Origin of the sequence: Streptomyces sp. NPDC101194 (genome assembly GCF_044767885.1) — a bacterium.
GTDB lineage: Bacteria > Actinomycetota > Actinomycetes > Streptomycetales > Streptomycetaceae > Streptomyces.
On sequence record NZ_JBIWOS010000020.1, the window covers coordinates 13,012 to 27,221 of the forward strand.

8 protein-coding genes are annotated in these 14,210 nt (G+C 72.8%); 2 read left to right on the forward strand and 6 right to left on the reverse strand.

The genetic code is table 11. From position 1 onward, the window contains the following. Nucleotides 1–107: 107 nt before the first annotated feature. Nucleotides 108–3,863 (forward strand): trypsin-like peptidase domain-containing protein, encoded by a 3,756-nt coding sequence (locus ACIRP2_RS38565; protein ID WP_404258437.1) that lies wholly within the window; start codon nucleotides 108–110, stop codon nucleotides 3,861–3,863. 43 nt (nucleotides 3,864–3,906) lie between these two features. Next, the gene (locus ACIRP2_RS38570; protein ID WP_351086220.1) at nucleotides 3,907–4,860 is read left to right on the forward strand and encodes a bifunctional riboflavin kinase/FAD synthetase; all 954 of its coding nucleotides are present in this window, start codon (nucleotides 3,907–3,909) and stop codon (nucleotides 4,858–4,860) included. A 221-nt stretch (nucleotides 4,861–5,081) separates the two neighbouring features. Here ACIRP2_RS38570 and ACIRP2_RS38575 read toward each other — a convergent pair whose 3' ends face one another. The 6 genes from ACIRP2_RS38575 to ACIRP2_RS38600 all read right to left on the reverse strand — a co-directional run bounded on the left by ACIRP2_RS38575 (nucleotide 5,082) and on the right by ACIRP2_RS38600 (nucleotide 14,013). Continuing rightward, nucleotides 5,082–6,077, reverse strand: coding sequence for an oligopeptide/dipeptide ABC transporter ATP-binding protein (locus tag ACIRP2_RS38575; RefSeq protein ID WP_404258438.1), 996 nt, complete (start codon nucleotides 6,075–6,077; stop codon nucleotides 5,082–5,084). Beyond that, a complete protein-coding gene (locus ACIRP2_RS38580) occupies nucleotides 6,074–7,105 on the reverse strand; it encodes an ABC transporter ATP-binding protein (RefSeq protein WP_404258439.1) in 1,032 nt (343 codons plus the stop codon). Before ACIRP2_RS38580 ends, ACIRP2_RS38575 begins: the two co-directional genes overlap by 4 nt. Next, complete coding sequence (locus ACIRP2_RS38585) at nucleotides 7,102–8,037, reverse strand: ABC transporter permease (protein ID WP_404258440.1); 936 nt, start codon at nucleotides 8,035–8,037, stop codon at nucleotides 7,102–7,104. Before ACIRP2_RS38585 ends, ACIRP2_RS38580 begins: the two co-directional genes overlap by 4 nt. Then, nucleotides 8,034–9,116 carry an ABC transporter permease gene (locus tag ACIRP2_RS38590; RefSeq protein WP_404258441.1) on the reverse strand — a complete coding sequence of 361 codons (1,083 nt, stop codon included), beginning with the start codon at nucleotides 9,114–9,116 and terminating at the stop codon, nucleotides 8,034–8,036. The genes ACIRP2_RS38585 and ACIRP2_RS38590 overlap by 4 nt, the downstream gene beginning before the upstream one ends. A gap of 92 nt (nucleotides 9,117–9,208) precedes the next feature. Then, nucleotides 9,209–11,080, reverse strand: a complete 1,872-nt coding sequence (locus tag ACIRP2_RS38595) for an ABC transporter substrate-binding protein (protein WP_404258442.1) — start codon at nucleotides 11,078–11,080, stop codon at nucleotides 9,209–9,211. 197 nt (nucleotides 11,081–11,277) lie between these two features. Further along, a complete protein-coding gene (locus tag ACIRP2_RS38600; RefSeq protein WP_404258443.1) occupies nucleotides 11,278–14,013 on the reverse strand; it encodes an SCO5717 family growth-regulating ATPase in 2,736 nt (911 codons plus the stop codon). Nucleotides 14,014–14,210: the final 197 nt, after the last annotated feature.

Consider the following 14,210-nt stretch of genomic DNA (forward strand, 5'->3'; position numbering starts at 1 on the left):
GGATTCACCCCGATGAGCAGGCGCTCGGAGTGAATCGGGGGTGCATTCAGGGGCGCTTTTACTCCCAGTGGTACACGTGCCGGTGATCACCGCCCTAACGTCGGACCATGGGAAGCGGGGACCGGGCAGCGCTGGTACGTATCTGCGATCGGACCGGTCGGCCACGGGGGACCGGGTTCGTCGCGGACGACCGGGGCACGGTGGTGACCAGTCATGAAGCGGTCGACGGGCTCACGCGGCTCGTCCTGTACGGGGCGGACGGCCGCAGCTGCCCCGTCGGGGCCGCCGATGTCACCGCGCTGCCCGAACGGGACCTGGCCCTGCTGCGTACCGGGGGACCCTTCGCGCTCGGCGTGGAGCCGGCCCCGATCGCGTCACGGGACCGTATCGACGCCGGCACGTATGTGACGGTCGCCGCCCACGGCTGGCGCGAGGCGCGGGTGCTCGGCACCGCCCCGGTGACGTACACCGCGAACGGCCGCGCCCATCGGATCGGTGCCGCGCTGGAACTGGCGCTGGGCACGGAAGGTTCGGACGCCCTGCGGCTCGGCGGCGCCGCCGTGGGCGGGCCCGTCCTCGACCCGGACAGCGGCGCGGTCCTCGCCGTGCTGGGCACCGCGCTGCGCGCCGGGCATCCCGCCGCAGGTTTCGCGGTGCCGCTCGGGAGCGCGGACGCCGACGGCCCGCTGGGCGCGTTGCTGTGGCGCAACGCAAGGAGCGTTCCCGGATACGGACGCGATCTGAATCTCGCGGGCGCCCTGCACCTCACCGCGACGTCGCTCGGCTCGGCGGGCGGTCCGGCCGCCTGTCCCGACCCGGTCGAACGCCTGGACGTGATCGCGGAGTTGGCGGCCTTCTCGATGCCGGGCGGCCCCTCGTCCGCGCTGCCCGGTCCCGCCGTGGTCCTCGGTCTCGTCGGAGCGCCCGGCACCGGCCGTACCACCGAACTGGCCGCACTCGCCGCTCGCCGGGCCCGCGGCTCCGTGCCCGCGCCCACGCTCCGGCTCCGCGGTGCCGATCTGCTGGCCGACGACTCCTCGGTCGCCGACGCGATCGCCCGAGCGCTCCGGCGGTCCTGCCGGATCGTCACCGCCGCCGGGACGAGGGGGGACATGACGGCCGTCACCGCCGAGGGGGTGGCCCGGCTGGCCGCGGAGTCCGGGAACCCGCTGCTCGTCCTGCTGGACGGCCCCGAGGAGATGCCGCCCGTACTGGCCCAGAGGGCGGCCCGGTGGACCGCGGGCACCGTCGACTGGCTGCGGGGGAACGGGGCGCGGCTCGTGATGGCCTGCACGCCCGAGCACTGGGAGACGGCCGGCGCGCTCTGCCCGGCCGGTGCGCTGCACCGTCCCGCCGGGCCGGCCGGACGGCTGCCGTCCGCGGTCCGGCTCGGCGAGCTCACCGCGCGCCAGGCCGAACAGGCCCGGGACCGGTACGCCATTCCCTCCGGTGCGCTCGCCCCCGGCCACGACCGGCACCCGCTCACCCTGCGCCTGCTCGCGGAGGTCCGCGAGGCGCTGCCCGGGGACGTTCCCGGGCGGCCCGACGCGGAGGACGTCTTCGGCGCCCACCTGGATCTGATGTGCCTGCGGATCGCGGTCCGCATCGCGGCGCTGTCGGGCCCGATGCCCAAGGGCACCGCGGTCCGGCGGCTCGCCGCGCGGGTGGCCGGGCAGGTCCACGAGGCGGCGCGGCGCTGTCTGGGCCCCGGACAGGGGGAGCTGGACCGGGTCGCGTTCGAGGAGGTGTTCCCCCGGCGCACCGGCTGGGCGTCGGCGGTCCTCGCCGAGGGCCTGTTCGTGCCGGCGGGAGCGGGCTACCGCTTCGCGCACGAGGAGCTGGGGGACCGGGTGCAGGGCGCCCACCTGGACCTGGACGCGGCGCTGGACGCGCTGGTCCACCGCAGGCGGGGGAGAGAGAACGCGGCAGGGGCGGTGGAGGCCCGTGTCCCGCAGCCGCGGAGCCCGCGTACCGGGCGCGGCCGGGGGCCCGCGCAGGACGTCGTGGCGGTGCCTCGGGGGCCGAACGGGCCGCGAGCGGCGCTCAGCCGCGTCCCCGTGCCGGGAGCCGCCGGGGCAGCCGCACCGGCGACCGTGCCGCGCACCCTGCCCGTGCCGCGCCATCGGTCCGGCCCGGTCATCCAGGCCCTGCTGCTCCTGGGCCGCAGGCAGGGGCCCGTCGCGCTGGCGCACCGGCTGGCCGGCCTCATCGAGGCCCTCGACCGGTCGGCGCCGGGGCCGGGATCGCCCGCCGAGGCCCGCAACGACGCCCGCTGGTGGTCGGCCCACCTGCTCTCGGAGACCCTGCTCCGGGTGCCCGACGCCCGGACCCAGCTCGGGGTGCTGCGGCTGCTGGCCGACCGCGTCGTGGGAGGCGCCGCCGCGGGAGGGCCGGCGGACACGAGGCCCTACGCGGAGTTCGGTCCGTGGTTCTGGCAGCGTCTGAGGCTGCCCGAGGCGGACCGGCTCGATCTGTTCCGGCGCCTGGTCCCCGCCGACGGCCCGCACCGGGGAGCCTCCCGCGGTGACGGGGACCACGGCTGTGACCCGCATCCCGACGGCGACGGCGGCGAACGCTTCCTGGACGCCGTCGCGCGGCGGCTCGCCGCCCGGCCCCGGGCCGTGCAGCCGCTGCTCTGCGGCTGGTTCACCGACGAGCGCCCGCTGCCCGCCGAGGAGGGGGAGGAGGGCGCGATGCGCCCGACCGTGGCCGCGGCCGCCCAGGCGCTGCTCTACGCCCGTCGGGATCTGGCCGTCGACGACCTGACCGAGGCACTCGTCTCTACCGCCCACCCCCGTGCCGAGGAACTGCTCGCCGCGCTGGCAGAGGACGAGCCCGCCGCGCTGTGCCGCGCCGTGGACCGCTGGGCGCGCGACGAGGAAAGGCCCGGCCGCCGGGCCGCCGCCGCCTCGTACGCCCTGCCCACCGCCGTGCACGCGACGGGCGACGCCGACCGCGAACTGCTGCGCGGGGCCGCCCTCGCCCTGCTGGCCCGCCCGGCCGACGCCCCCCTGCACGGGGCCGCGCTCACGCTCCTCGTACAGGATCCACGGAGCCGGGGCCGCCACCTCCCGCAGGCTCTGCGGGCCTTCGTCGCGGGCGAGCCGCGGCTGTCCGCCGAGGCGCTGGCCGTCGCGCTGTCCTCCCACCCGGAGCCGGTGCTCGCCGCGTTCCGGGAGCGGCTGACCCGGCCCGGCGACGGGGCGGGCGAGGCGCTGTGCGCGCTCGCCGGGATCGACGCGCCCGAGCTGGCCCTGCACGCCGCCGGGCTCGTGCGGGCGTACATCGACAGCCACCCGGACGACGCCGTGCACGCCGCCTCGTACATCGACCGGAGGCTGGAGCACGGACCCGCCGCCCGCGCCCTGCTGCTGCCCCTGGTGACCGGGCTGCTGCGGGACCGGCCGGTGCCACCGCCCGTGCGCGGCGCGCTCGCCGGGGTGCTCGCCGCGCCGGGCAGCCCCGCCTCCGGACAGCTCAGGGGCGAGCTGCTGGAGGTCCTGCTGGACTTCGAGCAGGAGGCCGCACGCGATCCGGCCGTGCTCGACGCGCTGCTGCGGGCCGCCGCGGCCGGCTCCGGCGCCCGCGCGCCGGCGCGTACCCGCGCGCTGGTCCACCGCACCGGGATGCTCCTGGTCCGCACGCCCGAGGGTGCGGTCCGCTTCGACGGCCGACTGGTCGAACTGGCTCGTGAGGAGCCCGGATTCGCCGCCCTGGTGACCGGGTGGCTGGCCGACGCCCCGCAGGAGTGGGCGGCGCTCGTCGGCCCCAGCGCACGGCGGACGATGGAGGCCCTGGCGAGCCCGAAGACGATGCCGATGCGGGCCGCGGGGCGTGAGCATGGCAGTCTTAGACCTGCGTAACAGGCAATCTCACGTACACGGGTTCGGGCGAGGAGCGGTCACAGTGCAGCGCTGGCGTGGCTTGGAGGACATCCCCCAGGACTGGGGACGCAGCGTCGTCACCATCGGCTCCTATGACGGGGTGCACCGCGGGCACCAGCTGATCATCGGGCGGGCCGTGGAGCGCGCCCGCGAGCTGGGCGTGCCCTCGGTCGTGGTGACCTTCGACCCGCATCCCAGCGAGGTCGTGCGGCCCGGCAGCCACCCGCCGCTGCTCGCCCCGCACCACCGGCGCGCCGAGCTGATGGCGGAGCTGGGGGTGGACGCGGTGCTGATCCTCCCGTTCACCACGGAGTTCTCGAAGCTGGCACCGGCCGACTTCATCGTGAAGGTGCTCGTCGACAAGCTGCACGCCCAGCTGGTCATCGAGGGCCCCAACTTCCGCTTCGGCCACAAGGCGGCCGGGAACGTGCGGCTGCTCACCGAATTCGGTGAGACCTACGACTACCGCGTCGAGGTCATCGACCTGTATGTGAGCGGTGAGGCGGGCGGCGGTGAGCCGTTCTCCTCCACGCTCACCCGGCGACTGGTCGCCGAGGGCGACGTCGCGGGCGCCGCCGAGATCCTGGGCCGGCCGCACCGGGTCGAGGGCATCGTGGTCCGCGGCGCGCAGCGCGGCCGTGACATGGGCTTCCCCACGGCCAACGTGGAGACCCTGCCGCACACCGCCATCCCCGCCGACGGCGTCTACGCGGGCTGGCTCAACGTGGACGGCGAGGCGATGCCCGCCGCGATCTCGGTCGGCACGAACCCGCAGTTCGACGGCACGGAGCGGACGGTGGAGGCGTACGCGATCGACCGCGTCGGCCTGGACCTGTACGGGCTCCACGTCTCGGTGGACTTCCTCGCGTACGTACGCGGGATGCTGAAGTTCGACTCGATCGACGAACTGCTCGTGGCGATGGCCGCCGATGTGAAGCGGTGCAGCGAGCTGGTGGCCGCGTACGAGCGCGGCTGACCCCTGCGCCGCACGCGACCGGGCCGGGACCGTCCTCGACGGTCCCGGCCCGGTCGCGTGACATCGGCGGTTCAGCTCCTCCGGGGGTGCGCCGTGGTCTCCACGGCGCACCATGCGATCACGGCACCGGACCCGCCCGCTGATCCGGCCCGATCCGAACGGAAGGCCCCCAGGGCCGCCTCTCGTTCGGTCAGGCCGGGCTCGCGTGCCCCGGCGGCGCGCTACGCCCGCGCCTTCGCCGCCGCGGTCGCCCAGTGGCACGCCACCTGGGTCTGCCCGCCGCCCGCGAGCACCGGCAGATCCTTCGTACGGCACGCGTCCGCGACACCCGCCCGCTCCGCCTCGCCCGAGGCCAGTACCTGGCAGCGCACGTGGAACCGGCACCCGGACGGCACCTTCGACGGGTCCGGCGGTTCGCCGGTCAGAATCACCGGATCGTCCCCCGACTCCGGCAGCACCGACAGCAACGCCTGGGTGTACGGGTGCTGCGGAGAGGTGAGGATCTGCTCCACCTCGCCCGTCTCCACGATCCGCCCGAGGTACATCACCGCGACCCGGTCGGCGATGTTCCACGCCAGGCCGAGGTCGTGCGTGACCACCAGTGCGGACAGGCCCAGCTCGTCCCGCAACCGCAGCAGCAGGGCCAGGATCTCGCCGCGCACCGAAGCGTCCAGCGAGGCCACCGGCTCGTCGGCCACGATGAGTTCGGGCTCCAGCACGAGCGCGCCCGCGATCACGACCCGCTGGCGCTGGCCGCCCGACAGCTCGTGCGGATAACGCAGGAAGAACCGCTCCGGAGGGCGCAGCCCCGCCCGCGACAGCGCCTCGGCGACCGCGGCCCGTTCGTCGCCCGCGTAGCCGTGGATCCGCAGGCCCTCCGCGACGGCGTCGTACACCGTGTGCCGCGGATTGAGCGAACCGCTGGGGTCCTGGAGCACCAGCTGGACCCGCTTGCGGTACGCCTTCAGCGCACGGCTCGCATAGTCGAGCGGCTGCCCGCCGAAGGTCACCCGCCCGGACGTCGGCGGGACCAGACCCAGCAGCGAGCGCGCCAGCGTCGTCTTGCCGCAGCCCGACTCGCCGACCAGCGCGACGATCTCGCCGGGCCGGATGTCCAGATCGACGCTGTCCACGGCCCGCGCCGGGGCGGCTCCGCGCCGGCCGGGGAAGGTGACCTTCAGATCCTCCGCGCTGAGCAGGGGAGTGGTGGTGGTCATGATGTGCTCCTTGCTTCCTCGGCATCCGGCCGGGCCGGGGACGCGGCCGTCGCCCCCGCCTCCACCAGCACACAGGCGGCCCGCCGCTCCGGCCCCGCCTCGCGCAGCTCCTGGTCCTGCGTCGTGCAGGACTCCAGGGCCACCGGGCAGCGCGGATGGAACGTGCAGCCGCCGGGCAGCGCCGACGGGTCCGGCGGGTCACCGGGCAGCCCGCGGGGCGCGAACCGGGAGGCGGGGTCGCCGATGCGCGGAAACGCGCCGGACAGGGCCTTGCCGTACGGGTGGTGCGCGTTCTCGTAGACCTCGGCCGCCGGGCCCTCCTCCACGACCCGGCCCGCGTACATCACCGCGAGCCGGTCACAGGTGTCCGAGAGCACCGCGAGGTCATGGCTGATCATGATCAGGCCGAGGTCCTGCTCGGCCACCAACTGCTCGATCAGCCGCAGGATCTGGGCCTGGATCATCACATCGAGAGCCGTGGTCGGCTCGTCCGCGATGATCAGCCCGGGATCGCAGGCGAGCGCCATCGCGATCATCACGCGCTGCCGCTGCCCGCCGGAGAGCTCGTGCGGATAGGCGCTCGCACGGGCGGCCGGCAGCCCCACCTGTTCCAGGAGCTCGCCGACCTTCTTCGCCGCCCCCGCCTGCGTCGCCTTACGGTGCAGCAGGATCGGCTCGGCGATCTGGTCCCCGATGCGGTGCACCGCGTTCAGCGAGTGCATCGCGCCCTGGAACACGATCGACGCCCCCGCCCAGCGCACCGCCCTGACCTGGCCCCACTTCATGGTGAGGACGTCCTCGCCGTTCAGCAGAATCTCGCCGGAGACCTTCGTCCCGGCGGGCAGCAGCCGCAGCAGGGCGAGCGCCAGCGTCGACTTCCCGCAGCCCGACTCACCTGCGATGCCGAGCTTCTGCCCCGCGTCGACGGTGAGGTTCACGCCGCGGACCGCCTGTGCCCCACCGGCGTACGTCACCGTGAGGTCCCGTACGTCGAGAAGCGGCGGCTTGTGGATGCTCGTCGTACTCAACGGGTCACCCCCAGCTTGGGATTGAGGACGGACTCGATGGCGCGGCCGCACAGCGTGAACGCCAGGGCCACCAGGGCGATGGCGATGCCGGGAGGCGCCAGGTACCACCAGTCGCCCGCGCTCACCGCACCCGCCTCGCGGGCGTCCTGGAGCATGCCGCCCCAGGAGGTGATGGTCGGGTCGCTGAGGCCGAGGAAGGCCAGGGTGGCCTCCGTGAGGATCGCGCTGGAGATCACCAGCGTGGTCTGCGCGAGCACCAGCGGCATCACGTTCGGCAGGACGTGCCGGATCATGATGTGCCCGTGGCCGCCGCCCAGGGCACGGGCGCGCTCGATGTACGGGCGGGACTCCACGGCAAGGGTCTGGGCACGGACCAGCCGGGCCGTCGTCGGCCAGGTCGTCACGCCGATCGCGATGATGACCGTCCACATCGAACGGTCCATCACGGTGGCGAGGGCGATCGCGAGGACCAGGGTCGGCATCACCAGGAACCAGTCGGTGATCCGCATCAGGACCGTCGAGTACCAGCCGTGGAAGTGTCCCGCGACGATGCCGACGACCGTGCCGATGGCGACGCACAGGAACGCCGCGAGCAGGCCCACCGTCAATGAGACACGGGTGCCCCACACCAGCAGGGCCAGCACGCTGCGTCCGAACTGGTCGGTGCCGAGCGGGAATTCGCCGCTCGGCGACTCCAGCGCGCCACCGGGGGCGCCGGTGACGCTCTGCGAATCGGCGCCGACGAGCTGCGGCGCGAAGACGGCGATCAGGGCGATCAGGATGAGCGCGCCCAGACCCCACAGTCCGCCCCTGTGTGTGCGGTACTCCCGCCAGAACCGGGCGGCGGACTGCCGCTTGCGGGCGCGGGCGAGCGCGCGCGGATTCCCGGCCGGTTCGGCCTTCGTCGGCGTGGGCACGGATTCGGTCGTCATCGGCCCACCCGGGGATCGAGCAGCGGATACAGTACGTCGGCAAGGGTGTTCGCCAGGATCACCGCGGTGGCGAAGGTGAAGAACAGCCCTTGCACAAGGGGGAGATCGGGCACACTCAGCGCCTGGTAGAAGAGACCGCCGAGGCCCGGCCAGGAGAACACCGTCTCGACCAGGATCTGCCCGGCGACCACATGGCCGAGGTTCACGAACATCAGCGTGAACGTCGGCAGCATCGCGTTCGGCACGGCGTGCTTGCGGCGTACGACATCGTCCCGCAGCCCCTTCGCGCGGGCCGTCGTCAGATAGTCGCTGCCCATCTCGTCGAGCAGCGAGGAACGCATCACCAGCAGCGTCTGCGCGTACCCGACCGCGACCAGCGTGACCACCGGGAGGACCAGGTGATGCGCCACATCGATGATGTACGCGAATCCGCTCTCGCCGCCCGATTGCATTCCACCGGTCGGGAACATCCCGGGGATCGGTCCGATGCCCACCGCGAAGACGATGATCAGGAGCAGGCCCAGCCAGAACGCCGGCACCGAGTACAGCGTGAGCGCGAACGCGGTGTGGAACCGGTCGCTGACGGAGCCGTTGCGCCACGCGGAACGGGTGCCGAGCCAGATGCCGAGCGCGGTGTACAGGACGTACGACGTGCCGGTGAGGAGCAGGGTCGCGGGGAGTGCCTCGGTGATCTTGTCGATGACGGGCGCGTGGAACTGGAACGAAGTGCCGAAGTCGCCCGTGAGGGCGTCGCCGACGTAGCTGGTGAACTGCCGCCACATCGGCTGGTCGAGGCCGAACTGATGACGCAGCGACTGGAGCTGTTCGGCGGAGACGGGACGGCCGCCCGTCATCTGCTTCACCGGGTCGCTGGGAATGAGTCGGAAGAGGAAGAAGCTGGTGACCAGGACCGCGAACAGGGAGACGGCCGCTCCCACGATCTTGGCCGCCACGTACTGGAGGTAGGCCTTGGTGTTGCGCGCCCGTGGGCCGCGGGTGGCCGACGGCCCGGCCTGAGCCGGACCTTCGGTGTCCGCGTCCGCGACCTGCACGAGCGCCGGAGTGCTTTCAGCTGTCATGGGGAACTCTCGTTACTCGTGCTGCACGTGGAGGAACCGGCGGGGCGGCTTCCGCGCCGCCCCGGCCGGCCTCTCTCAACCCTTCCGTGTGATTACTCGCGGTCGTCCGCGGTGGTACGACGGCGCTTCGCGATGAACAACCCGCCACCGGCGAGTACCACGACCGCCACGATGATGCCGACGACGACTCCGGTGGAGCCGGACCCGCCGGAGCTGTCCGAACCGCTGCTGCCCGCCGGAACGGCCGACCACCAGCTCCAGTACCCGTCCTGGCCGTAGATGTTGCCTGCCGCCTCGGGCATGGTCTTGATCGACTTGATCTGGTCGGTGCGGTAGGCCTCGACCGCGTTCGGATACGCGATGATGTTCATGTACCCCGAGTCGTACATCCACGACTGCATCTGCTTGACGATGTCCGCGCGCTTGGCCGGGTCGTACTCGGCGAGTTGCTTCTTGTAGAGCTCGTCGTACGTCTTGTCGCAGATGAAGTTGTCGGTGGTGGCGCTGTCCTTGGCCTTGACGGGCAGCGCGGCGCAGGTGTGGATGCCGAGGACGAAGTCCGGGTCCGGGTTGACGGACCAGCCGTCGAAGGCGAGGTCGTACTCGCCCGCGTACCAGGGCACGGAGACGTCGTCGCGGCAATCGACCTTGAGGCCGATCCCGAGCTTGCCCCACCACTCCTGGAGGTACTTGCCGATCGCCTTGTCGTTCGGGTCCGTGGCGTGGCAGAGGATGCGCAGGTCGAGCGGCTTGCCGTCCTTGCCGACGCGCTGGTCGCCCTTGAGCGGGTAGCCCGCCTCGTCGAGGAGCTTGGCGGCCTCGGCCGGGTCGTACGCGAGGCTCTGGTCGGCGGAGGGCTGCCAGAAGTACGTGGAGAAGCGCGGCGGGATGTAGCCCTGGCCCTCGACGGCGTGGCCCTGGAAGACCTTGTCGATGATGGTCTTGCGGTCGATGGACAGGAAGAGGGCCTGGCGCACCTTCTGGTCGAGAAGGGCCTTGTTGCCGTTGCCGAACTTCTTGCCGTCCTTGGTCTGCGCGCCGGGATTGACGGCCAGAGCGAAGAAGCGGCGGCCCGGACCCTCGTTGACCTTGATGTCCTTCTCGCCCTTGAGGGACGCGGCCTGGGCGGGCGTCAGGGCCGGGGAGCCGGCGACGAAGGAGACCTCGCCCTTGCGCAGCGCGGCGACCGCGGCGTCCTGGTCCTTGTACGTCTTGAAGACCAGCTCGTCGAACTTCGGCTTACCGCGCCAGAAGTCCTTGTTGGCCTTGAGCTTCACATACTGGTCGACCTTGTAGTCGGTCAGGATGAACGGCCCGTTGCCGACGATCGGGAACTTCGTGTCGTTGTTGAACTTGGAGAAGTCACCGACCTTCTCCCAGACGTGCTTCGGGACTATCGGCACGTCCAGCGCGGCCATGGTGGCCTGCGGCTCCTTGAGCTCGATGACCAGCTGTGTCGGGCTCGGAGCCGTCACCTTCTTGAAGTTCGCGACGAAGTTGCCGTTGGCCTGCGCGGCGCCCTCGTCGGTCATCATCTTGTTGAACGTCCACGCCGCGTCCTCGGCGGTGGCCTGCTGGCCGTCCGACCACTTGGAGTCGGACCGGATGGTGTACGTCCAGGTCAACTTGTCCGCGGACGGTTCCCACTTGGTGGCGAGGGCGGGGACCGCGTGGTTGTCCTTGGGGTCGTAGTTCGTCAGGAAGTCGTACATGAGCCGACTGACGCTCGTGCTCATCAGCTTCTGAGCGAGGAACGGGCTCAGGGAGTCGACGCTCTGTGCGACGGCGACGGTCAGCGTCGATGTGCCACTGTCGGCGGCCTGGGCCTGCTGCGGCGCGGCACCGAGGGGCACACCCGGCACGACGGACCCGGCTGCGAGCGCCAGGGCGGCGGCGCCGGAAGCCAGCAGGACACGCAGGCGTGAGCGTGGCTGGGCGGAGGGTGGTGGAACTCTTTCGACCATGGTCAGGGACCTCGCGTCATGACTCGCACGGAGAAGGCGGGTTGATCTGTGGTTCGCCAGCTGGTGAAGCGAAGGTTTATCAGCGGGGGTCGAGCCGCGTCAACGGTCATCGAAACGGCGTGTGGTCTGCGGGAATGCACAGAGGGCCCGCACCGTGGAGACGGTGCGGGCCCTCATTGGTTCAGACCTCTGTTGCCTTACTGCTGAGGCGCTGGCGGCGGCTGCTGCTGCCAACCGGCGGGCGGGAGGGGACCCTGCGGCTCGGGCGGGATCGGCTGGCCCGGCTGTCCGGGCTGCTGGTGCGGCTGCGGCTGCGGCTGCGGCGGGCCGGCCGGGCTCGCCGCGGACTGCGCCTGGGAGGGCAACGACTGCTGCCAGCCGTTCTGTTGCACTCCGGGGCCGGGGTGCGGCGGATAGGGCTGCTGGGGCTGCGGGCCGCCGTACGGCTGCTGCGGCGGGTAGGGCTGCTGCTGAGGCGCGTACTGCTGTTGCTGGCCGGGCATCGGCGGGGCGTACTGCGGGGGCGGGTTGGAACCGTTCGACGTCCACAGTCCCTGTTGCTGCTGGGCGCGTGCGAAGTCCTCGGCCACCATGGCGGACAGGTTGAAGTACGCCTCGCGGGTCTTGGGGCGCATCATGTCGAGGTCGACCTCGGCGCCCGCCGCCAGATGCTCGTCGAACGGTACGACGACCACGCCGCGGCAGCGTGTCTCGAAGTGCTGCACGATGTCATCGACCTTGATCATCTTGCCGGTCTCCCGGACGCCGGAGATCACGGTGATGGAACGCTGCACGAGTTCCGCGTACCCGTGCGCCGACAGCCAGTCCAGCGTGGTGGACGCGCTGGACGCGCCGTCGACCGAAGGCGTCGAGATGATGATCAACTGGTCGGCGAGGTCCAGCACTCCACGCATCGCGCTGTAGAGCAGACCGGTGCCCGAGTCGGTGAGGATGATCGGGTACTGCTTGCCCAGCACATCGATGGCGCGCCGGTAGTCCTCGTCGTTGAACGTCGTGGAGACCGCCGGGTCCACGTCGTTGGCGATGATCTCCAGACCGGAGGGCGCCTGGGAGGTGAAGCGGCGGATGTCCATGTACGAGTTGAGGTACGGGATCGCCTGGACCAGGTCACGGATGGTGGCCCCGGTCTCCCGGCGCACCCGGCGGCCGAGCGTGCCCGCGTCCGGGTTGGCGTCGATGGCGAGGATCTTGTCCTGGCGCTCGGTGGCCAGGGTCGCGCCGAGCGCGGTGGTCGTCGTGGTCTTGCCGACGCCGCCCTTGAGACTGATGACCGCGATCCGGTAGCAGGACAGCACGGGCGTACGGATCAGGTCGAGCTTGCGCTGCCGCTCGGCCTCCTCCTTCTTGCCGCCCAGCTTGAAGCGGGCCGCGCCGGACGGCGTACGGCTGCTCTTCGCCTTCTGCTTGCCCCGGACGAGCCGGTCGGAGGAGAGCTCCACCGCCGCCGTGTAGCCGAGCGGGGCGCCGGGCACGGACCGCTCGCGCTGGTCGTGGGTGACCGGCGTCGGCCAGGCTGCTCCGGTACGCGGGTCGACGGGCTGTCCCTGCGCGGGGGCCTGCTGCTGTTGCTGCGGCGCAGGGGGGCCGGGCTGCTGCGCGGGCGCCTGCGGGGCGACCTGTGCGGGCAGATTGGGCGGCGCGCCCTGGGCCGGCTGCTGGGGGGCCTGCGGGGGCAGGGGAGCGCCCTGCTGCGCGGGCCACTGGGGTGCCCGAGAACCCTGGGACGGCTGCGACTGCTGGGGCATCTGCGGGGCCTGAGGGGGCAGCGCCGTCTGAGGCTGCTGGGGGAACCCGTAGCCGCCCTGTGGCGGTGTCTGTTGCGCCGGGGGTGCGGGCTGCTGGGGGAACCCGTAGCCGCCCTGCGGCGGCTGTGGCGCCGGGGGTGCGGGCTGTTGAGGGAACCCGTAGCCGCCCTGCGGCGGCTGTGGTGCCTGAGGCGTTGCTGCGTTGGGGAATCCGTAGCCGCCGGGCTGCCCCTGGCCTGCAGGGCCGGAGGCGGGCCACTGCTGCGCCGGCTGGGGCGCGACGGGCTGCGGCGCGGCGGGCTGGAAAGCGGGCGGCAGCGGCGGCAGACCGGCCTGCGGCGGACCCGGGGCCCAGGGGGTCGGCGCGGCGGGAGCCGGGGCGTCCCGCGGTGCGACGGGGGGCGGGGCGTCCTGCGGCACGGCGTCCGTGACGGCGTCGGAGGGCGCGGAGCCCTCGGGCCCGTCGGTGGTGGCGTCGCCCGCGCCATCGGCCGCGGTCCCGGCGGTCGCCGCGGCGTCGGCACCGGAATCCACGACGGCGGCGTCCGGCTCATCGGCGCTCGCGTCCGTCACCGGTGCGGAGTCGGAAACGGACTCGGAAACGGACGCTCCGCTCGCGCCCGTCCCCTCGGCATCGTGGGCTCCGGCACCGACGCCCACGGAGCCCGTACCCGCGTCCGAACCCGAGCCGTCCGTGTCCGCGTTCGTCGACGCCTCCTCGCGCTCCGCGATCTCGCGCTTCAGCGCGGCCGGGGAGAAGCGCATGGTCGCGCCGCTCTCCACATCGCCGCCCCCGAACGGGTCCGTCATCCCGTCGGGAGCCGCCGCCGCGGTCCCCTCGGCAGGAGCCGGGGCCTGGCTGGGCGCGGAGTCCTCCGCCGCGGACCGGACCGGAGCCGGCGCGGGTGGTGCCGGAGCCCAGTCGGGGTCGAAGCCGCCTCCGGCCGGCGGCGGGGGCACGGACAACGGTGCCCCGTTGGGCGGCGGAGGCGGCGCCAGGTGTGTTCCGACACCGCCCGACGAGTCCCCCGGCGCGTTCTGCGTGTACCAGGCGGGCGGGGTGTAGTCGATGGTGAACTCACCCGTCATCTCGGCGGGCTCCGCGTCGGACGACTCGTCGACGGGCTTGTTCCAGCCCCCGCGGATCTCGTCCCGATCGCCGTTCACTTTGCCTCCTGGTGTGGTCGAGCACCCTTGTGCCGTGGTGGGTGGGGGCGACCGTTTCCGACTTCGAGACCGCCCGGCTCTCCCCCCGGGCCCCGCATCGCCTGCCCGCAGGTTCTTCTGCCGCGCCCGGACCCACCCTAATCGTCATGGGGCCCGCTCCGGCAGGCCGTACGGCACCGCAAGAGCTGTCCCGTACA